A 22,022-nucleotide genomic window follows, 5' to 3' on the forward strand; every position below is an offset into this window, starting at 1 on the left:
AAATTAAAACGTCAACAACACTCGGTGATTTGTCATACCGAGTGTTGTCTTGAGCAATGAGGCTTGTGCAATGAGGACAAAGCCACGACAACATTATACAGGGTTGTCTATATCAAGAAAAACAACGTCAATATCTTGTTCTTTGGCTAAATACTCACCTAAAGCTTTCACGCCGTAACGCTCAGTAGCGTGATGCCCTGCCGCAAAAAAGTGAATATCCATTTCATGGGCAATATGTGTCGTTTGCTCTGAGACTTCACCGGTCACAAAAGCATCTATTCCCTGCTCTGCCGCTAGTTCAATATAATGTTGACCACCGCCTGTGCACCAAGCAACTGTTTTAATTGTTTTATTTGATGGCGGAGCAATATGCAAACACGTTCGATTAAGTGTTGAAGTAATTTTACTAGCAAAGTCTACCCCTGAATAAGCCTCAAGTAGTTGCCCTTGTAGCGCGACACTTAAATCATTGCCTAACTCAAGTGGCCCAGTTACTTCAATATTTAATAACTTGGCTAATTGGGCGTTATTTCCTAAAGTAGGATGAATATCGAGCGGTAAATGATAAGCAAATAAATTTATATTATGATCAAGTAACGCTTTTATGCGTTTATGTTTCATACCGCGGATAACATAAGACTCGTTTTTCCAAAAGTAACCATGATGTACAAGAATTGCATCGGCTTGCTCAGCTATGGCTTGGTTAATCAGTGCCTGTGATGCCGTAACCCCGGTGATTATTTTAGTTATTTCATCTTTACCCTGAATTTGTAAACCATTGGGCGCATAATCTTTTATCCGTGCAGGCGTTAATAGCTGGTCTAAATAGTGTTCAAGTTTATTTCTCTTCATGGTGTTTAATCTTTTTTAAGTGTACTCAATAATAAAAGTATCATACTTGAACATTCACAATTTTTCATGGGTTAACATGCATATAGTGACTATTATAGTATTTATTCAACGGCATACTGAAGTATAAATAAATCGCGATATCAGTAAATTTATTCTGCAATAGCGGTAAGTTATCTTCTGTTTTTTGAACAACTAACTTTTACTCGATGATTATTCGTGGTCGAATGTGTCTTCATTGTGGGTACTTTAACTGGGTTAAATTCCGTTTTGATTTGCCACTTTGGTTTTATTGGCGTTAAGGGTAATACACGCTTTTTAGCAATAATGACATAAACAGAGCCTAAGCGCGTTAAATAATTACTGGCAAATTTACGCCAATAATGCGTAATACCATACTCATTAATTTTTCCTGCTAAATTACTGTGCAAGCAACGTTCATCGCTTAGAATTTCATATCCCATTAAGTCGAGCCAATCTTTGACACGCAGTGGAGAAAAAAAATGTTCGTTCCAAGGGCTTTTATTCCTTCTATACGGAATAACACTATTTAGCCCCGCTAAAGACAGGGGATTAAAACCAGTAACAATAAGATGTCCGTTAGGAATGAGCACCCTATTCGCTTCACGAACTACATGGTGAGGATCACTAGAAAACTCTAACGCATGGCTAAGCAAACAAACATCAACACTGTGTTCAAGTAAGGGTAAATCGTCTAACTCACCTATTATATCAGTGTGCTGTTCCTTATGTTCACCAAAAGTTGAAGCGTTTGTGCGACAACTAACCTGATGTTTTATTGGGCTGTTATTGCAAGATAATTCATGGCTTAATGCGCCTATTTTTAATAAGTGATAACCAAAAAACCGTTGCCACCAAGGATGTAAAATCTCGTCAATAGCTGACAAAATGATGTCACCATTAGGTAAGTCTTGCCAAGAATTGGGATAAAGTGGTTGTTTGGACGCTAACGCAGGTTTCATAAATTCCAGTTGTTTCAATTACTGTGGCTGTTAGTATTGGTATTGCTGATAATGTCAGTATAATTAACTCTAGTTCTTAAGCAAGTTGGAAATTTCACATGGGTTCAGTTAACAAAACCAATTTAACCATTACCGCTATCCCCGCTTTTTCTGATAATTACATATGGGCTATTGCTAATAGTAGCTCGGCTGCAATAGTTGACCCCGGTGACGCTGATGTTTGTATCCGCTTTTTAGAGGAGAATAACCTCGCATTAAATGCTATTTTAATTACTCATCACCATGCTGATCATACCGGTGGCATTAAAGAGCTCGTCGCTTATTGCCTACATAAACAATATGCATTAACTATTTATGGCCCTGCAAACGAAAATATACCGTACTGTGAGGTTAAATTAATTGAAAATGATCGGGTTAACTTAACTGAGCTTGCTCTGTGCTTTACGGTGATTGATTTACCTGGTCATACTGCCGGACATATTGCCTATTTTAGTGATGATAAGTTACCGCCAGTGTTATTTTGTGGTGACACCTTGTTCTCAGGGGGTTGTGGCCGGATCTTTGAAGGTAGCGCTGAGCAAATGCTAGCATCCTTAACAAAACTTGCCAACTTACCTGAAAATACCAAGGTATACTGCGCCCATGAATATACCCAGGCTAATTTGCGTTTTGCGTTAGCAGTTGAACCTAACAACAAAGCATTAATAGAATATAATCAACACGTTAAAATGTTACGCTTAGCGAATAAAGCAACAATACCTACCACTATAAAAAGAGAAAAACAAATAAACCCTTTTTTAAGAAGCCACGAAAATGCCATACAAAAAAGTGCGATGGCTTTTGATAAACGCACAGAAACTAACAGCCTAAATACTTTTACAACGATTAGGCGCTGGAAAGACCAATTTTAACATGGTAATCTTAAAAAAATACCACCTATACACACTAATCCGCATTATATAGGTAACGCTTTCCTTTTATAAATTATCACTGGCCATTCATGAAATATATTTTACTCCCTGCATTCATTTTACTTAGTGGCTGTCAAAGCACTTTATTAACACACGACAAGAGCGCGATCCAAGCCGAGGCTATTGCTTCTACCACAGACATTAACCAAGCTTTACTTGTTGATGAAAATATTGATGTTATCCACCCTGTTGATGATGTAGATTTTTCATTATCAGTAAAAGACCCATCACAACAAAACAAACATGATGTTTGGCAGCGAATGCGCTCACAATTTACCTTTCATGTGCCCGAAAACAGCCGTGTTATAGCACAACGCAATTGGTATGCGAAACACCCAAGTTACTTTACCAGAGTAGCCAAGCGTGCTGAGCCTTTCTTATTCTATATTGTTGAAGAGTTGGAAAAAAACAATGTACCCGTTGAGCTAGCCCTACTGCCTATTGTTGAAAGTGCATTCGACCCCTTTGCTTATTCGCACGGTCGTGCCTCTGGCATGTGGCAATTTGTTCCTGCAACGGGCAAACGTTTTGGCATGAAACAAAACTGGTGGTACGACGGCCGCCGTGATGTTGTTGCATCTACAGAAGGCGCCATTAAGTACATGCTCTATTTACATAAGTTTTTTGATAACGATTGGTTGCTTGCGCTAGCTGCGTATAACTCTGGTGAAGGTCGCGTTCAGCGAGCGGTACGAAAAAATAAAAGCTTAGGTAAAGCGACAGACTTTTGGTCGCTCGACTTACCTAAAGAAACTAAAGCGTATGTCCCCAAGTTATTAGCACTGGCTGATTTAATTAAACGCCCAGCACAGTTTAATATTAATCTTTATGAAATTGCGAATGAAGCAGTTATTAGCCAAGTGGATATTGGCTCTCAAATAGACTTAGCAAAAGCTGCCACTTTAGCCGGCCTAACACTGACTGAATTACAACGATTAAACCCTGGGTTCAATCGTTGGTCAACTGATCCAGCAGGCCCTCATCGTTTAATTTTACCTAAACATAAGGTTGCAGGTTTTACCCAAGGTTTGGCGAAATTGAACAAAAAGGAACGTTTAGCTTGGCAGCGTTACAAAATACAAAGTGGTGATAACCTAGGGCACATCGCCAATAAATTCCACACAAGTATCGACTTAATTCGCCAAGTAAATAACCTTAAAGGTAATCAAATAAGAGCGGGAAAACATTTATTAATACCTGTGGCTGCTAAATCCCTTGATAGCTATATATTGTCTCAAGAACAACGCATTGCGAAAAAACAGGCTACCCCGAAAAAAGGCTTAAAAGTAACACATACCGTTGTCGCTGGAGATACTCTTTGGGACCTGGGACAACATTATAAGGTTAAGAGTAGTAACATAGCTAAATGGAACGGTTTTGCCCCACGAGACACCTTAAAGTTAGGCCAAAAATTAGTCATATGGAAAACTCCCACCTTCTCAAATACACGTAATGAGGTAGCAGCAATAAATGCTGGAGTTGAGCAAGGTATTATGCGACACATTACTTATAAAGTAAGAAGTGGTGACTCCTTTGCTCGTATCGCCAGTAAGTTTAATGTCCGAATTAGTGATATTGAACGTTGGAATAGCTTAAGTCGAAATAAATATTTGCAACCGGGGCAAAAGCTAAAGCTTGCTATTGATGTTACTAATAACATTTAAAGCGGTCAGCACTAAAAACAAGCAAAAGGCGGGTATTTAATGGGGCTGAACTTAATACCCGTCTTTCATAGGAGCTTGTAGGTTTTCTGAGCAGCGTTATTATCACGTTGAAAGTATTATAACCTTTGGCTGTCAAAATCTATCATAAAGGTCTGATGCTGTACTTGACCATCTATTAACAGCTTTGCCTCAACCCACAACTGCCATGTCATCACTTCTTCTGCGCAACTTGCTAATAAGCTTTGAGCAGTCATATTGTTATGCTCATGCTCGGTAAAAAATACTGGCACTCTCCCCATAAACATGGTTTTTCCTTCAAGGTAACTTGCAACACTTGTTAACTGATAAGTTTCCTTTAAGCCCTCAAAAGTTACCTGTAGGTTAAAAGGGAGCTCCGTTTTTATTTTGCCTGTTTGAGCGGTTTGTGCAAACTGCACCGTAAAGTGACCATACTCAGCACTGACTTGGCATTGACTTTGACTCGCTAAACATACAAATGGCGCTTGTTGATACCCCTTTGGGTTATTTTCAATCACGGTTGTTGGCTCACAAGCTAAAATAGTAAATAAAAGTAATATTACACTTAACACTTTAATCATGGATAATATTTAAGTTCAAGTAATTGTTATTGCTACTTGACTCCCTTAAACTAAGTTAATTGATAGTTAATAGATACCCGCCAAATTTGAATATGCAGGATGCTGGTGGTGTGGGTATGTTACCAAAAAGTGAACACAGTGCCTAACTCAACGCCCCAGTTTATCATAAATAAAAAGAACCAGTCTACGCATGTTGAATGTGAGAGTTGTTCAATGAACTTTATCTGCAAGCCCGTAACAACCACTAATCAATCCATCGAACTCGCTGAACACTTTTTACAAACTAAAGTCGTTAGTAAAATACTTTGTCGCCAAGCAGAGCCGCTAACCAGTATCTATGCGGTTACGTCTGGCGCTTATAAATTATGCCAAAATACAGATAACAATAAAGAGAATATTATAGGGTTACGCTTTCCCGGTGAGTTGATTGGCGAAGATGCCTTACATTTAAAGCATTACAACTATACTGCAATTGCAGTAGGTAACAGCTCTGCTTGCAAAGTATCTATTGAGCAGATGACTGCATGTAGCCAATTAGTCCCTGAACTTCAAAAAAACTTTATCGCCCTACTTAGCCAACAGAGTTATGTTAGACAAAGAAATTTTCAGGCTTATATCGGGAAAAAATCTGCTGATAGCCTATTAGCGGCATTCCTGTTAAATATTATCGAAAGAAACGCTGCTTATACTGGTAGCGATAACTCAATTGAGCTCCCTATTAGCAGAAACGAGGTCGCTAACTTTTTAGGTTTACGCAGAGAAACTCTAAGTCGTGTTTTTTCTAAATTTCAAAAAGAGCAATTAATTCAAATACAAGGAAAAATGATATATTTAATTGAACGCGATAAGCTGATTAAACTCGCTGACTTTTAAATGATGATCTACCTTTATACTGGTTGGCTTTCTGTGCCTTGGTGATTTTTGATATTATTAATTAGTAAGCAAATGTTACCCAATAGTTGAGTAATTTGATCTAAGTCAAATTTAAACGAAGGCAATGGTTGATTTATATCACCACCAAGAGTTAAAATTACTTTGCATACAGCCTATTTAGCTCGGTTTTGTGACATATATCAATACCATTTAATATGCAAATAGCAATAGTACAAATACCATTCGTTTTTATCGCGCGATTTTAATAATCAAGCTTATATAAAAACAATTCTCATTAATAATAACACTGCGGAATCCATAACATGACTCAAAGTAATACGTCAGCAGTAGACTACAATTTCGATGTTGTACGTCAGTTTACTGTGACGACCGTAATCTGGGGAATCGTTGGTACTCTTATAGGGGTACTTATCGCGGCTCAATTAATTTGGCCTGCGTTAAACTTTGATACTCCTTGGTTAACCTACTCTCGTCTTCGTCCACTACATACTAATGCGGTAATTTTTGCCTTTGGTACAAGTGCCCTATTCGCCACTTCTTATTATGTTGTGCAGCGAACTTGCCAAACACGATTGTTTGGTGGGAAATTAGCAGCTTTTACCTTTTGGGGTTGGCAAGCTGTTATTTTGTCCGCAGTGATATCATTACCTTTAGGTTACACCTCTACCAAAGAGTATGCCGAGCTAGAATGGCCAATTGATATTCTTATTACACTGGTGTGGGTTGCCTACGCGATTGTTTTCTTTGGTACGCTAATCAAACGTAAAACCTCACATATCTATGTAGCTAACTGGTTCTTTGGTGGCTTTATTATCACACTTGCAGTTTTACACATTGGTAACTCAATGGTGATTCCTATATCTGCAATGAAATCATACTCTCTTTACCCTGGTGCTATTGATGCAATGATGCAGTGGTGGTATGGACATAACGCCGTAGGTTTTTTATTAACTGCTGGTTTCTTAGGGATGATGTACTACTTTGTTCCTAAACAAGCTGACCGTCCTGTTTATTCTTACCGCTTATCTATTGTACATTTTTGGGCATTAGTCTCGCTTTATATTTGGGCTGGTCCACATCACTTACATTACACTGCATTACCTGACTGGGCTCAGTCTGTTGGTATGGTTATGTCAATTGTATTATTCCTTCCTTCATGGGGCGGGATGATCAACGGTATTATGACACTGTCAGGTGCTTGGCATAAATTACGTACTGACCCAATATTACGTTTCTTGATTGTTTCTCTCTCTTTCTATGGTATGTCTACCTTTGAAGGGCCAATGATGGCGATAAAATCGGTCAATGCCCTCTCGCATTACACCGACTGGACTGTTGGCCATGTACACTCTGGTGCGTTAGGCTGGGTTGCTATGGTTTCAATTGGTGCACTTTATCACTTAATTCCTGTGTTATTTAATCAAGGCCGTATGTATAGCATTCGTCTTATTAATGTTCATTTTTGGCTACATACTGCTGGCGTAGTATTGTATATCGTAGCCATGTGGATTTCAGGCGTTATGCAAGGCTTAATGTGGCGTGCTGTTAACACTGATGGTACGTTAACTTATAGCTTTGTTGAGAGCTTAACAGCTTCTTATCCCTTCTACTTTATTCGCTTCCTAGGTGGCGTACTTGTTGTCGCTGGTTTTGTATTAATGGCGTACAACATGTTTAAAACAATCGGCGCAAAAGACGGAAGTCTTAAGCCAGTTGAAACAGTTTAAGGAGAATAAACATGAAAAATAACCATGAGAAAATTGAAAAAAATGTTGGTTTGTTCTTTCTTTTCACTGTATTGGTAATCAGTATTGGTGGACTAGTTGAAATAACCCCTTTATTCTTCCAAAAAGAAACAAACACACCGGTTGATAACTTGAGACCTTACACGGCATTAGAAATGGAAGGCCGTGATATTTACATACGTGAAGGTTGTAGCAATTGCCATAGCCAAATGATCCGCCCATTTAGAGCCGAAACCGAGCGTTATGGCCATTACAGTGTTGCTGGCGAACAAGTATGGGAACACCCTTTCCTATGGGGTTCAAAACGTACAGGGCCTGATCTCGCTCGTGTTGGTGGCCGTTACAGTGATGATTGGCATATTGCCCATTTAACAGATCCTCGTTCTGTAGTGCCTGAGTCAAATATGCCTGCTTATAACTGGTTAAATACCAATATACTCGATGGCAAGCTAACGGCTAAGAAGCTTGAAACGTTTAACTTGTTAACACGTAACCGTAGCCATAAAGACGAAGATGGCAATGCTATTCCGCTTTATAGCCAAGCTGAAATTGATGGTGCTGCTGATGCCGTAAAAGGTAAAACTGAAATGAGTGCCTTGGTTGCTTACTTGCAATCACTTGGCCACGCATTGAAGTAGGCTAAACGCTATGGATTACGGAACACTTCGAGGGTTATTTGCCCTTCTTATATTGGCGTTATTTATTATTATTGTTGCTTGGTCATATTCTAAAAAACGTAAGTCTTCATTTGATGAAGTAGCAAATTCGATTTTTGCAGAAGAACAAAGCAACAAAGATAATAAAGCAAGTCATCTTAATACAGATAGCAAACAGGAGACGAATAAAAATGTCTAGCTTCTGGAATATTTGGGTTTGGGTTCTAACCCTAGGGTCACTAGTAGGTTACTATTTACTACTACGTTGGTGCTTAAAGAACTTCACAGGTGTTAAAGAAGGTGAAGCCATGGGGCACACTTTCGATGGCATCACAGAATTAAATAACCCTTTACCGAAATGGTGGAGTACGTTTTTCTTATTAACGATTGCTTGGGCTTTTGTTTATATTGCTATGTACGGTTTAGGTAATTGGACCGGCTTATTGGGCTGGAAAAGCTCTAACCAAGGCATTTTGAACATTGCTGAATCAAAAGCTAAAACCTTAAAATATTTAGAGAAAGATTCAGGGGTATTAGTACAATATGACCGTGAAGTGGCACAAGCGGATGCTAAGTACGGCCCAATATTTTCAGCTTACGCTGCCCGTACAATCGAAGACTTATCAACCGATGCTGAAGCATTGAAAGTAGGTCAACGTTTATTTATTCAAAACTGTGCACAATGTCACGGCTCTGATGCGCACGGTACAACCGGCTTTCCTAACCTAGCTGATAAAGACTGGTTGTATGGTGGTACACCTGAAAAAATCAAAGAGAGTATTATGGATGGCCGAATAGCTTCCGGTATGATCGCTTGGGAAAGTGCGTTAGGTGGCGAACAAGGTGTTAAAGAAGTTGCCGCTTATGTTATTAGCTTAAGTGGTCGCTCAGTTAACCCTGATCTAGCCAAAGCGGGTAAAGAAAAATATGCCCTTTGTGCAAGCTGTCATGGTAGCGAAGGACAAGGAAGTTTAGCCTTAGGTTTACCCATGGGCGCGCCAAACCTAGCTGACAACATCTGGCTATATGGCGGCTCACAACGTGCTATTGAAGAATCAATTCGTAACGGCCGTGCTGGTGTTATGCCTCCTTGGAAAGATATTTTAGGTGAAGAGAAAGTGCATGTAATAAGTGCTTATGTCTTCTCTCTTTCGCAAGATTAAAAGACAAATACTCTAAGAGAGTTGTTACCTTTGTAACAATCGATATGAATTATAATCAACCCTAGCTAACACATTGTTAACTAGGGTTTTTTATTCTTATCATCTAATAAAGAAAGCTGGCTGAACGCCTATAAAAACGCTATAATAGTACTAATTTTACCTTATTAAAAAATAGCACCTATTATGAAAACATCTTGGTATCGTGAGCCTTGGGCTTGGTTAGTTTTTATCCTCCCGTTTACTGCCGTTGTTGCTGGTATTGGCACTTATATTATTGCTAATACCAGCCCAGACCCACTTGTTGTGGGTGATTATTATAAAACAGGGAAAGCCATTAACTTACAAGTTGCTAAAGTTAAACGAGCACAAAAACTAGGGATGCGTTTTGCGCTACAACTTTCTGATAACAAGCTCGTCATTAAGCCAACAGGCATTGAAAAAGTATTTCCATTACTCAATGTTAATTTTTTCCACCCGACTCTTGAAAACAAAGATTTTTACTTAGCGTTAACGCCAGATGGCAACGGCTACTTCAGACATACCTTCGATACTCATATCTCAGGGAAGTGGAAAGTAACAATAACCCCATTTGAAGACTCTTGGAAAATACAAGACACCATTAGCCTGCCACAAGCTAACTTTATTAACCTCATCCCAGACCCTACTAAAGCACAGTAAACCATGCCTACTTCATGTTTTCATTGTAACGAAGCGATTCCTCAGGGTATCAGCCTTTACGTTACTATTAACAAAAAACAACAACCGATGTGTTGTATAGGTTGCCAAGCTGTAGCACAAGCTATCGTTGATAACAATCTAACTCAATACTATCAATTTAGAACTGAGCCTGCGCAAAGAGGCGCTGAGCTCGTGCCTGACGATCTCAAAATAATTCAACAACAAAAGCACAAGTTGTTAGATGAAGAAATACTCCAAAGTGAATTTATTTATCATGAAAATGAGTCAAAGGAAGCAATATTAACTATTGACGGTATTAGTTGCGCCGCTTGTGCATGGTTAATTGAAATGCAATTAACTAAAATTAAAGGTGTTGAAAACGTCTCGGTAAACGCGACTACGCAGCGAGCCACAGTTAAATGGCATGATAAGACCGTGCAACTTAGCGAAATACTTAACGCAATAGAAAAAATTGGCTATCAAGCCCTCCCCTTTAAAGCCAATGAAGTAGAACAACGAAATAAAGCGACCAGTAAAGTATTTATCAAACGTTTAGGTATCAGTGGCATTTTAATGATGCAAGTGATGATGATCGCTGTTGGGTTATATTTTGGTGCCTTCACTGATATGTCTGAAGACATTAAGGTGTATATGCGTTGGGTTAGCTTTATTTTGGCGACTCCCATTATTTTATACGGCGCATTTCCTTTTTATACTGGAGCCATAAATGCCTTAAAGGTGAAACGATTATCGATGGATGTTCCTGTTTCCATTGCTATAATTCTTGCGTTTAGTGCGAGCGTGTGGGCGACCATCACAGAACAAGGCGAGGTGTACTTCGAAGCGGTATCGATGTTTACCTTCTTATTACTTATTGGCAAATTTTTAGAGTTTCGTGCTCGTTCTCATGCAGCACAAGTATCAGCAAATTTATTGAAGCTGATGCCAATGACAGCAATAAAAATAGGTCACGCAGGCATACAACTATCAACAACCGCCAATAATGAAACGCTTGTTGCCGCCAAACAACTCGTTAAAGGTGACATAGTGCTAGTTAAGCCAGGTGAAGTAATACCTGCTGACGGCATGATTATAAGCGGCAGCAGTCAAATTAATGAAGCCATGTTATCTGGGGAACAAAAACCTGTTACTAAAAATACCAATGATGCTGTTTTCGCAGGCACCATTAATGGTGATGGCAACCTAAACATACAAGTAAAAAAACCAAGTAATGACTCGTTTTTAAGTCAATTAATTCGCCTGAGTGAACAATCTCAAGCGCATAAACCGAAGCTGGCGCGTTTTTCAGACAAAGTCGCACAATATTTTGTTGCTATTATTTTAATGACCGCTATTGGTACTGCTATTTATTGGCAGCAACATTTACCAGAAGAGGCTTTTTGGATTACCTTATCAGTATTAGTCGCTACTTGTCCTTGTGCTTTATCCTTAGCGACACCAACCGCTTTAACCTGTGCTACCACTCGGTTAAATCGTGATGGAATCATGATAAAGTCAGCACACGTAATGGAGACTATGCCCAACATTAATTGTTTTGCCTTTGACAAAACAGGCACCTTAACCACAGGTGAGTTTTCTCTAGACAAGGTTGTTGTTTATAATAGTGACTATAATGAAAGCCAAATTTTAGCTATCGCTGCTGCATTAGAGTCACACTCTGAGCACCCTTTAGCTAAAGCTTTTATGCAACACAGACGCTTTGATTTAACAACACAGGCGATAACCGTTCAATCTGGACAAGGCGTAAGTGGCGTCGTTAATGGTAAACCTTATAAAATAGGTAAAGCCAGTTGGTTGCTAACATCAGATAACCGAGTAGCTCAAACCTTAGCAAAGGACACTAATGCGCAGACAGTATCAGTATCAGACAAGCTTTATCAGTCGCTTTTAAGCGTTTCTTGCGTACTCGTTTGTGACAACCAATTAATCGCTGCTTTTTCTCTTGCAGATAAATTAAGAGAGGATGCAAGTGAGTTGATTAATCACCTTAATATTAACCATAAAACACTCATACTTTCAGGCGACAACCAAAGTGCCTGTAACGATGTAGGGCAAGTGTTGTCAATATCGCAATGTTATGGCAACTTAAGCGCGACAGACAAAATGAACACCATTAAAGACAAACAAAAAAATAACATAACCGTTGCTATGGTTGGTGATGGGGTAAACGACTCACCTGTTTTTGGTGCGGCGCATGTTTCTATGGCGATGGGCTGTGGTACCGATATCGCTAAAAGTGGTGCTGATGTTATTTTATTAAACAACAAACTTAGCAGCATCAATAACTTAATTTATACTTCAATCAAAACTAAACGTATTATATTTCAAAATTACTTATGGGCTTTTGGCTATAACGCTATTATATTACCCTTAGCTGTTGCTGGTTTTATCACACCTTACATGGCTGTTATTGGTATGTCAGTCAGTTCTATTTTAGTGATAACTAACTCGCTCCGCTTGCTGAAAAATAACACTCAACCTACTGGAGCAACCAAGTGAGTATTATTTATATTTTAATTCCTATTGCTATATTACTTACTACATTAGGGATTTATTTGTTTTTTTGGGCTGTGAAATCTGAACAGTTTGATGATCTTGAAAAGCAAGGCATGAGTATTCTGTTTGATGATAAAGACGTACAAGATCCTGCTGAAGAAAATAAGCCTAGTGAAGCCATATTAAATGATACGGAACAACAGCCTGTAGCGCAGCATAAAAAGCAAGCAGATAAATAAATGACCTTAGATTTATTTTCTGCCTTTATCATAGGTTTACTTGGCTCCGGGCATTGTATTGCAATGTGTGGTGGTATCACTACTATGCTAACCTCTGCCCTACCACCATCAGCGCAATCTAAAGATAAATATAACCAACAGCAAATACCCGTTAATAACCAAGTTGTGGTCGTTCCATCTATCGCTAATCACCAAGCTACTTTGGTGATCCTTTACAACATTGGCCGTATTAGCACTTACGCTTTTATTGGTGCTATTGTTGGTTTTACTGGGTCGATTGCAGCAAAAAATATTGGTATGCCCTTGGTTGGCCTACGTTTAGTTTCAGCTACTTTTATGATTTTACTTGGTTTATATCTTGGCCAATGGCTCATGTGGTTAAACCGGATAGAAGCTTTAGGCAAACATTTGTGGCGTTTTATTTCACCACTTGCTAGCAAGGCTATTCCGGTAAACTCTCCACTTAAAGCATTGACCCTTGGTGCTATTTGGGGTTGGCTGCCCTGCGGTTTAGTTTATTCAACGTTAACTTGGGCACTAGCTAGTGGTAGTACACTCACCGGAGCAAGCATCATGTTTTTCTTTGGCTTGGGCACTTTACCGGCGTTATTAACACTATCTATTGGGTTTCAACGCATAAAAACTATGTTAGTAAAGCCTTTATTTAAAAAAGTGATGGCTTTGCTATTAATATCCTTTGGCATTTATAGTTTTATTGTTGCATATCAACAACTGTTCTAATACCATAGACTTGTCTTAAGAAATAGTATAAAAGCCTAACAGCTCTGATCTATTACTATCTAAATAACTGAGTAACGCATGTCAAATAATAATACGAGTGCACAACATATTAATTGCCAAAACTGTAGTATTAGTGAACTTTGCCTTCCTTTTACGTTAAATGATCAAGAGCTAACAACACTTGATGATATAATTGACCGTAAACGTCCTTTTCACAAAGGTGACAAACTTTATACTGACGGCCAAGAAATGCATGCGCTCTATGCAATTCGCTCAGGTACTTTTAAAACATTTACCGTCAATGAACAAGGTGAAGAACAAATCACTGGTTTTCATTTAGCCGGTGATCTACTCGGTTTTGACGCTATCGCAAATGCCGAACACAAAAGTTTTGCTCAAGCATTAGAAACTTCAATGATTTGTGAAATTCCTTACGAGAATTTAGATACACTCTCTAACACTATGCCAAAGTTGAAGAAACAAGTATTACGCTTAATGAGCAACGAAATCCGTACCGACCAAGAAATGCTTACATTATTAAATAGAAAAAACGCGGAACAGCGCGTGGCAACTTTTTTAGTCACTTTAAGTGACCGTTATCATGCGAGAGGCTTATCAGCTTCTGAATTTCGTCTTACCATGACCCGTAGTGATATTGGGAATTATATTGGTCTTACAGTTGAAACAATAAGCCGTTTACTCAATCGTTTCCATAAAAGCGGCTTAATAAGCGTTGATGGTAAATTAATTATCATAAATAAAATTGATGAACTGATTGAATGCGCCAAAGGCTAACACTTATAGCAACTGTCATCACTTTTTCGCTAGTAATTATTATCGCTTACATCACAAATATTTAATATAAAACAAGCATTAACTCCTCATTTTTGCTATATATATAAACAAGACTTTACTAAAGTTTACTCAATACCGTCTAGTATAAGAAAGTATTCACTGAGCAAGGATTTAAAGGCTTATTGACATTGGTTTACACCTAAGTGTACACCGCCCTCTACCCCATGCTCCTTGTCTACAAACTTATGCAAAATGGTATACTATATAGCAACAGAGAGGGGTATCATGAATACTTATCAGAATATTCTAGTCGTTATCGATCCGTCAACCGACGAACAAAAAGCATTAAAAAGAGCAATTGATTTAGCAACAAGCATAAAAGCAAGTGGTAATCAGGTCAAAGTTCATGCTTTCATGAGTATCTTTGACTTCTCTTATGAAATGACCACAATTCTCTCAAGCGGTGAGCGTGATGTGATGAGGCAATCAGTTATTAAAGATAAAGAGCTTTGGTTAACAAGCCTGATAGATGACTTAAACCCTAGTATTGATATTAGTAAATTAGTCGTTTGGCACAACCGTCCTTTTGAAGCAATAATTGATCAAGTTATTAATAATGAGCACGATCTTTTAATAAAAGGAACACGCCAGCACGACAAATTGAAGTCAGTTGTATTTACCCCCACTGATTGGCATATATTGCGTAAATGCCCCTGCCCTGTTTTATTAGTAAAAGATCATAACTGGCCTAAAAATGGCAACATACTTGCTGCACTAAATGTTGGCAGTGATGAGCCTGAGCATCACTCTTTAAACAGTAAAATTACACATACTGCCAAGCAATTAGCACACCTTATCCAAGGAAATGTTCATTTAGTCAATTCTTTTCCTGGCACCCCCGTTAATATTGCTATTGAAATACCAGAGTTTAACTCTACTGAATATAACGACACCATGCGCAAGCACCATGAACAAGCAATGACCACTCATGCAAGTAAATTTGACATTAACGTTACAAACACGCATGTTGATGAAGGATTGCCTGAAACCGTAATAGAACAAGTAGCAGTAAAAATAGATGCTGAGCTTGTTATTTTGGGTACTATAGGGAGAACTGGTATTTCTGCCACTTTAATTGGTAATACCGCAGAGCACGTGTTAGATCAACTAAACTGTGATGTACTGGCAATAAAACCCGATGGTTATATTTCGCCATTACAGTAAATAATACGGGATTTAACCTAGCAGATTTAACATCAATTAACTAACAGGACATTTAATTACAAAAAATAAACGTACGCCAAGGATGGGTCTAACATCAATACATTGGTTTATAAAATATTTAAAAAGTTGTTGTATTTTATAAGATAAATGTTAATTTGATTGGACACTAAACAATTCCTTATCTTATTAAAACTCAATAACTGCAAAAAATAATAACAATATGAAAAATAATTACAATATTAGGCTAATTTTTCTAAGGTATTTTATGAAAACAATGTTCAAACAATTAAGTTCAATTTTTATATTAATAACTATGATCGGGTTCAGTGGTCAAGCTTGGACGCAAACGACAACGCTTAAACAAGAACAAGCAAAACTGGTCAGCAAATTTGCCACACATATTAACTGGCCAGCTGATGCAAGAGAAACCAAATTCATAATTGGGGTATACAAAGACACCGAAAAATTTCAGTACTTTCAAGAGTTTTTTGAAAATAAAGGAGTTCATGGCAAAGATCTGGTTGTGCGTTTAATTACCAGTTTTAATGAAGTCAAAGATATTAATATTCTGTATTTATCCGCCAGTCAACGTAACTCATTAACAACTGCAAATAGTTATGTTAACAACACAAGCGTGCTCATCATTACTGAAGACAGTAGAGAGCCTCATAAATCAATGATTGATATCGCCTTCAATAAACAACAATCTCGCATTGTCTGTACTATCAATGATGATAGTATTCTAAAACAGCAACTCGTTATTCCTCAGCTTTCTTATTTATTAGATATGAAAGAAAACAACGAAAAGCTCCCCTTCAGCCCGAGTTTTATCCAAGAAAGTCAGCAATCAAAACAACTGTTAGCCCTACAAAACACTCTAGCTGAGCAAGACATTGCTTTAAATCAGTTAACGCAAGAGTTAGCGCTAAGCAAAGAACAACTTAATGCCAGTAATAAAAACTTAGATCAAGATAAACTGAATTTACAAAAAGAGATTGCTCGCTTACAACAAGTACAGCAAGAAAATAAAAAACAAAGCGCTGCGATTAAAGCCAAAGATAAAAAATTAGCACAACTAGAGAAACAATTAAAAGCTCAAATTGAGGTAAATAACCAAGGAGCAAGTACTTCAGATGAAGCTATTGCTAATGTACAGGCAATAGAAGAGCAGAAATTGGCACAAGATAAATTAATTGCTGATTTAAGTGAAAACCTTAAACAACAAAAAGTAATAACAAAGAATACAGCAGAAAAATTAGCAAGTGTTACCAAAGACAATGATGCCCTATCTCATTTTAAAATACTGTTTTATCTTTTTGCACTCATTGCGATCATTGCTGCCGCTTTTGCCTTCTTATTATGGAAAAAATCTAAAGAAATAACTTCAGTTACACCTGTAGCAAAAGACCCAGCAAGTGATAAGTTGTTAGCTATTAGAAACCGTCAATTAGTGAAATCAGAAAACTTAGCTGCATTAGGTTACATCGCAACCGATACAACCTACGCCGCTGGTTTATCATTATCGGAATTACAAACACAATTTTCTTCAACAGGTGATACTAAAACCGCAGCAACACTTAAGCCTGTTTTAACTTTATTAAACAATCTTAACCTTATTGCCGCTGATCAAGATGAAACTAAAATGCAAAGCTTTGATGTCATTGCATACATACAAAGAATGGCAAGCTTATATGCTTTCGAATTTAGCCAAAGCGATATTGTTTATAGCTATACAGGCGAAAAAGAACTCTCGATTAAGTCAGTCCCTAGTTATATCGCCTTAATATTGTTAAACCTCATTAATAACTCACTCAAACATGGTTTTAATAATGACGGTAATGGCAAAATAACTTTAAACGTTGAAAAAGGGGCTAAAGGCGGGGCTACAATAACCTACGCTGATGATGGACAAGGAATGAGTAAAGACACGTTAAAACAAGTTTTCGACCCGTTTTTTACCACCCAGAGTGAGCGAGGCTATGTTGGTTTAGGCATGAGCACGACCTACGATTTAATTAAGAAAAAATTAGCGGGCGATATAACAATAGACAGTGTTAAAGGTAAAGGTACTACGGTAACTATTAACTTACCTTAAGCTAACCTAAAGCCTTTACTCTCAAGGCTAAAAAGGCCAGTGAAATCACTGGCCTTTTTATTGCTATTTTATCGTCATTAGTACAGCCGTGTTTTGCTCACAGTGTGTTGTTATAATTGCATGAATAATTAAAGTTGATTAACAATACTGGTTAGCATGATAATATAGCAAAACTATTTTCGTTCTTTGATGAACGAGCAGATTAATTTATTAAGTATTAACAATGGCAAATACAAAAGAATCAACCGTTGACTTTGAGCAAAAAAAATTAGAAAAAAAATTACGTAACCGTATAGGCAAGGCCATATTTGATTATAAGATGATTGAAGAGTCTGATGTCATTATGGCGGCAATCAGTGGCGGTAAAGATTCTTTTGCTATGCTAGATTTATTGCTCATGTTGCAAAAATCAGCACCGATCAACTTTGACATTATTGCGGTAAATTTAGACCAAAAACAGCCAGGGTTCCCTGAAGAAATATTACCTGCCTATTTTGAGTCTTTAAATATTCCCTATTACATCGTTGATAAAGACACCTATTCAGTTGTTAAAGCAAAAATTCCTGAAGGCAAAACTACCTGTTCTTTATGTTCACGGCTTAGAAGAGGCTCATTGTATGGTTTTGCAGAAAAAATTGGCGCTACTAAAATAGCACTGGGTCATCATATGGACGATATTGTTGAAACATTAATGATGAACATGTTCAACAATGCAAAGTTAAAAGCCATGCCACCAAAGCTACTCAGTGATGATAAACGCAACATCATCATTCGACCACTTGCCTACTGTAGAGAAAAAGATATTGCACAATTGGCCAAGATGAATAACTACCCTATTATTCCTTGTAATCTTTGTGGCACACAAGAAAACCTACAGAGAAAGAAGATTAAACAAATGCTAACTACTTGGGACCAAGAGTCGCCGGGTCGTGTAGAAAGTGTGTTTAAAAGCACGCAAAGTGTCAGCCTTTCACAGCTTTCAGACACAAGTTTATATGACTTTTCAACCTTAACCCTTGATAGAACTGCGGCTGCAAAAGAGCAAGAGTTTGGCGGGGCTGATATCTCGTCATCCAACTTAATTGACGTAAAAAACATAGAAATTATTGACGCTTCCTAACCTTCCGTGGAGTTTCTTAACGTTAAAGGGCTGTTTTAATCTTAATTAATTTAAACAGGTACAAGTAGCTTTATATTTTGCCAAAATGCTACTTGTACTTTATCTAACTAAACCAAAGTTTTATTCTGTACTATTGTACTATTTAGTTCAATTCAGTTCAGTTCAGTTCAGTTCAGTTCAGTAATGAAAAACTAAGCAGCGGATGATTCATTATCAATTGCACAGCATTACCCTGTTATACAAGTAGTGTTGGCGGCAAAAGGTGAGTACCCACTGAGCCACAGCTTAACTTTGCGATATCTGGGCATAACGTTAGACTTTCTCCTTTTACTAAGATTGATTATTGAGTTTTATTGTTTGCTCTTTATTGAGGCTTCGCTGCAATTTCTTCTTTGCCAATATAGGTATTAAATGGCTTATCTCCGCGATATCTTTTAACTAACCCTGCATTTTTATCACGCAAGTATTGCGCAATGTCAGCATGAGCCTTTTCTGTTATTAGGTTATTCATTTCTTGAGGATCATTTTCCAAATCAAATAATTCTTCATATATCGGCTGTTCACCATTAATCGATGCAACACTCATGTCAGCGTAGGACTGATCCTTTTTCTTATCAAAGTAGCGAATATATTTCCACCTATGGGTGCGTATGCCTTCCATCCGAGGGTAGTTTTGGATTGTCATCATATTTTCTAAAAATATTTCTTGACGCCATTTATTCTGGCTTTGCCCTTCCTCATCAGTTTGCATTAATGGCATTAAGCTGTGCCCTTGCATGTCGTCAGGTATTGCTGTATTTGTTAAATCCAGTAATGTCGGTGCAATATCCACAAGTGCAACAAGATCATGACTTTTATCCACTTTCTTATGCTTTATTCTAGGATCATAAACTACCAGAGGAATACGAATAGATGGTTCATATAAATGTACTTTACCACCTAAGCCAAACTGCCCATGCATTAAACCGTGATCAGACGTAAAAACAATAATGGTATTATCTGCAATCCCTTGTTTTTCTAAATTACCAACAAGCTTCCCTAATAATTTATCAATACCAGAAACCGTTTGTATTTCTCGGATTTTTCGTTCCTTTAAGGTATCGGGTGTTTTCACATAATTATAACTTTTAAGGTACTCACCATTATAAACTTCTAGCGGTAGTTTCGGTTTTGTTATGTCTTTACTTGCTACGTATGTTTCAGGGACTGTTATCTCACTTAATTTGTCTCTATAGGCTGTTTTGTAAAGCGCTAAATCACTATCGCGTAATCGCATACTGCCAGTACCGCTTGCATGAGGTACATTAAAATTAATTAATAAAGCAAACGGTTTGTCTTTGGGGCGACTAGCAAGAAAATCATAACCCGCTTGGAACGCTTCATTCGGTTCCATGAAGTTCTCTACCCCTTCCTCAATAATTTCTATTTGTGTATCTGCTTGCGCATTTTTGAAGATGGCATGCTTTTTTCGACTTTTTGGATAGAAACTCAAATGACCGTGGCTGGCATACCAATAATCAAAACTTTTATCCATAACTCCACTTTTATAGCCCAACTCCCCCGCCTCATTTTTTCCAACAGGGGTATGATTTTTACCAACCCAGCCAACAAAATAACCTGCAGACTTTAATAGCATAGGGTAGGTTTTTGACCATGCGTTTTCTGTCATACTACTGTTAGAGTTAAAATTAACTCCGTGGCGCCTTTCATATAACCCCGTTAATAAACTAGTACGACTAGGCATACAAACGGCGCTAGTGGCGAAGCCTTTGGTAAACACGGTACCGTTTGCCGCTAACTTATCAATATTAGGGGTTTTAATGACAGGGTGACCTTCGTAACCCGTGATACCTGTTTGCATATCATCAGCCAAAATAACAATAACATTAGGTCGATTATTTTCATTAAGTGGTTTATTTGTCCTTTCGGTGCCACCTTGACTTGGTTTAGTCTTAATATCGCCACCGCTGCAAGCTGTCCCGCCAAACATTAAAACAACGCCTAAAAAAATTAATATTTTTATTGTCATTATATTGCCTTCATCGTCTTGTTACTCATCACATAACCTAATAAAATTTTATATGTAAAATAATAATTCATACTTAACCTTATCATAATTATCTGTCAAGGCTATAAATATTTTACTTGCAGTTGCAAAACAAACCAGAAGGGGTAAATCACGCTTTAAAATAAATACTAAATCCCACACTCCGTAGAGGCTGCAGCATATTAATTATCTGTAGAAGAGTAAACCGTTGTGATTTAACACAACTTATATGTATCGCGTTTTAATAAGAAGTTTGTATCAAGCTAGGTAGTCAGCTTATTCATTGCTTCAATCAATATTGATATTGGTGCTTGCTAGAAAAAAGCCTTTACGGATGAAACATGGGCTTTACATAGAAACCCCCTGAGGACGGCAAGGAAAGAGAATCATATAGGTTCAATTTTACAAAAAATACTGTTGTAACGGGGCTGCTGCCATTACTACAAGAAGCCACAGCCATACAATACTTTGTTACTTGCTCTACACACAGTATCTAGGTTTACAAGGTAAATTAACGATAATCATCTAACAACTTTTTATTAAACTGGGTCGCGTTAATCGTTAAGTTTTTGTTGGCGATGGTTGTTTGAATATCACTAAGCTTCGTTTCTATGCTCGCTATTGTTAAGGTATTATCATCTAGCTGGTAAACTTGCTTTAGGCTTTGATAGTAAAAAATCAATATAATTAAGGCATTAGTCTCGTCATTCGCTGCACCTACTTTTATTTTCTTTAACTTGCGATAAATTAAGTTTTGTAATTGTTTTACTTGCCAAACATAATATATTTCTTTAAAAAACTCGTTACTCTTTAACGTGTGTAAAGCAGCCGCACAGGCAGATAGCGCTAAAATAACCCCCAGTAAATTATACTTAAAGTTACTGACACCTTCTTGCGCAAAAACGGCAATAAGTAATTGACCAAAAATTAATGCTAGTAGTAATAACGCCACAATAAAGCTGCCAATAATAATATTTAAATGTTTTCTATAACGCGCTTTATCTATCTCAATTAACTGCATTGTGTTCGTATTCCTTAAAAA

20 protein-coding genes are annotated in these 22,022 nt (G+C 37.7%); 15 read left to right on the forward strand and 5 right to left on the reverse strand.

Annotated elements, in window-relative coordinates; genetic code table 11:
• Window positions 1–93: 93 nt before the first annotated feature.
• Window positions 94–852 (reverse strand): Nif3-like dinuclear metal center hexameric protein, encoded by a 759-nt coding sequence (locus AC0UA9_RS10430; protein ID WP_475659799.1) that lies wholly within the window; start codon window positions 850–852, stop codon window positions 94–96.
• A gap of 170 nt (window positions 853–1,022) precedes the next feature.
• Complete coding sequence (locus AC0UA9_RS10435) at window positions 1,023–1,832, reverse strand: class I SAM-dependent methyltransferase (RefSeq protein ID WP_475659801.1); 810 nt, start codon at window positions 1,830–1,832, stop codon at window positions 1,023–1,025.
• A 98-nt stretch (window positions 1,833–1,930) separates the two neighbouring features.
• On the opposite strand from AC0UA9_RS10435, the gene gloB reads away from it, so the two are divergent.
• Entirely contained in the window at window positions 1,931–2,743 is an 813-nt protein-coding gene (gene gloB, locus AC0UA9_RS10440; protein ID WP_475659803.1) for a hydroxyacylglutathione hydrolase, read from the forward strand.
• Window positions 2,744–2,832: 89 nt separating this feature from the next.
• Window positions 2,833–4,467 (forward strand): lytic transglycosylase, encoded by a 1,635-nt coding sequence (locus AC0UA9_RS10445; protein ID WP_475659805.1) that lies wholly within the window; start codon window positions 2,833–2,835, stop codon window positions 4,465–4,467.
• Window positions 4,468–4,583: 116 nt separating this feature from the next.
• Here the strand turns inward: AC0UA9_RS10445 and AC0UA9_RS10450 are convergent, their stop codons facing one another.
• The gene (locus AC0UA9_RS10450; protein ID WP_475659806.1) at window positions 4,584–5,066 is read right to left on the reverse strand and encodes a hypothetical protein; all 483 of its coding nucleotides are present in this window, start codon (window positions 5,064–5,066) and stop codon (window positions 4,584–4,586) included.
• 213 nt (window positions 5,067–5,279) lie between these two features.
• On the opposite strand from AC0UA9_RS10450, the gene AC0UA9_RS10455 reads away from it, so the two are divergent.
• From AC0UA9_RS10455 to ttcA, 13 genes are all read left to right on the forward strand, one after another.
• Window positions 5,280–5,939, forward strand: coding sequence for a Crp/Fnr family transcriptional regulator (locus AC0UA9_RS10455; protein WP_475659808.1), 660 nt, complete (start codon window positions 5,280–5,282; stop codon window positions 5,937–5,939).
• Between the two features lie 323 nt (window positions 5,940–6,262).
• Complete coding sequence (ccoN, locus tag AC0UA9_RS10460) at window positions 6,263–7,687, forward strand: cytochrome-c oxidase, cbb3-type subunit I (protein WP_475659809.1); 1,425 nt, start codon at window positions 6,263–6,265, stop codon at window positions 7,685–7,687.
• Between the two features lie 11 nt (window positions 7,688–7,698).
• The gene (gene ccoO, locus AC0UA9_RS10465; RefSeq protein ID WP_475659810.1) at window positions 7,699–8,343 is read left to right on the forward strand and encodes a cytochrome-c oxidase, cbb3-type subunit II; all 645 of its coding nucleotides are present in this window, start codon (window positions 7,699–7,701) and stop codon (window positions 8,341–8,343) included.
• A gap of 10 nt (window positions 8,344–8,353) precedes the next feature.
• A complete protein-coding gene (locus AC0UA9_RS10470) occupies window positions 8,354–8,560 on the forward strand; it encodes a cbb3-type cytochrome oxidase subunit 3 (protein ID WP_475659812.1) in 207 nt (68 codons plus the stop codon).
• On the forward strand, window positions 8,553–9,524 hold the full coding sequence (gene ccoP, locus AC0UA9_RS10475) for a cytochrome-c oxidase, cbb3-type subunit III (RefSeq protein ID WP_475659813.1): 972 nt from the start codon (window positions 8,553–8,555) through the stop codon (window positions 9,522–9,524). The genes AC0UA9_RS10470 and ccoP overlap by 8 nt, the downstream gene beginning before the upstream one ends.
• Window positions 9,525–9,707: 183 nt before the next feature.
• The gene (locus tag AC0UA9_RS10480; RefSeq protein ID WP_475659815.1) at window positions 9,708–10,202 is read left to right on the forward strand and encodes a FixH family protein; all 495 of its coding nucleotides are present in this window, start codon (window positions 9,708–9,710) and stop codon (window positions 10,200–10,202) included.
• 3 nt (window positions 10,203–10,205) lie between these two features.
• Window positions 10,206–12,722: a heavy metal translocating P-type ATPase gene (locus tag AC0UA9_RS10485; protein ID WP_475659816.1), complete on the forward strand. Its 2,517-nt coding sequence runs from the start codon at window positions 10,206–10,208 to the stop codon at window positions 12,720–12,722.
• Entirely contained in the window at window positions 12,719–12,958 is a 240-nt protein-coding gene (gene ccoS, locus AC0UA9_RS10490) for a cbb3-type cytochrome oxidase assembly protein CcoS (RefSeq protein ID WP_475659817.1), read from the forward strand. The genes AC0UA9_RS10485 and ccoS overlap by 4 nt, the downstream gene beginning before the upstream one ends.
• Complete coding sequence (locus tag AC0UA9_RS10495; RefSeq protein WP_475659818.1) at window positions 12,959–13,699, forward strand: sulfite exporter TauE/SafE family protein; 741 nt, start codon at window positions 12,959–12,961, stop codon at window positions 13,697–13,699.
• A gap of 78 nt (window positions 13,700–13,777) precedes the next feature.
• Window positions 13,778–14,494 carry a fumarate/nitrate reduction transcriptional regulator Fnr gene (gene fnr / locus AC0UA9_RS10500; RefSeq protein ID WP_475659819.1) on the forward strand — a complete coding sequence of 239 codons (717 nt, stop codon included), beginning with the start codon at window positions 13,778–13,780 and terminating at the stop codon, window positions 14,492–14,494.
• Window positions 14,495–14,779: 285 nt separating this feature from the next.
• Window positions 14,780–15,718 (forward strand): universal stress protein UspE, encoded by a 939-nt coding sequence (gene uspE, locus AC0UA9_RS10505; protein WP_475659820.1) that lies wholly within the window; start codon window positions 14,780–14,782, stop codon window positions 15,716–15,718.
• A 265-nt stretch (window positions 15,719–15,983) separates the two neighbouring features.
• Window positions 15,984–17,813, forward strand: coding sequence for a YfiR/HmsC family protein (locus tag AC0UA9_RS10510; RefSeq protein WP_475659821.1), 1,830 nt, complete (start codon window positions 15,984–15,986; stop codon window positions 17,811–17,813).
• 223 nt (window positions 17,814–18,036) lie between these two features.
• A complete protein-coding gene (gene ttcA / locus AC0UA9_RS10515; RefSeq protein WP_475659822.1) occupies window positions 18,037–18,933 on the forward strand; it encodes a tRNA 2-thiocytidine(32) synthetase TtcA in 897 nt (298 codons plus the stop codon).
• Window positions 18,934–19,297: 364 nt separating this feature from the next.
• Here ttcA and AC0UA9_RS10520 read toward each other — a convergent pair whose 3' ends face one another.
• The gene (locus AC0UA9_RS10520) at window positions 19,298–20,962 is read right to left on the reverse strand and encodes a sulfatase-like hydrolase/transferase (protein ID WP_475659823.1); all 1,665 of its coding nucleotides are present in this window, start codon (window positions 20,960–20,962) and stop codon (window positions 19,298–19,300) included.
• 529 nt (window positions 20,963–21,491) lie between these two features.
• The gene (locus AC0UA9_RS10525; RefSeq protein WP_475659824.1) at window positions 21,492–22,001 is read right to left on the reverse strand and encodes a DUF3087 family protein; all 510 of its coding nucleotides are present in this window, start codon (window positions 21,999–22,001) and stop codon (window positions 21,492–21,494) included.
• Window positions 22,002–22,022 lie beyond the last annotated feature (21 nt).

The organism is Colwellia sp. F1 (genome assembly GCF_056238625.1).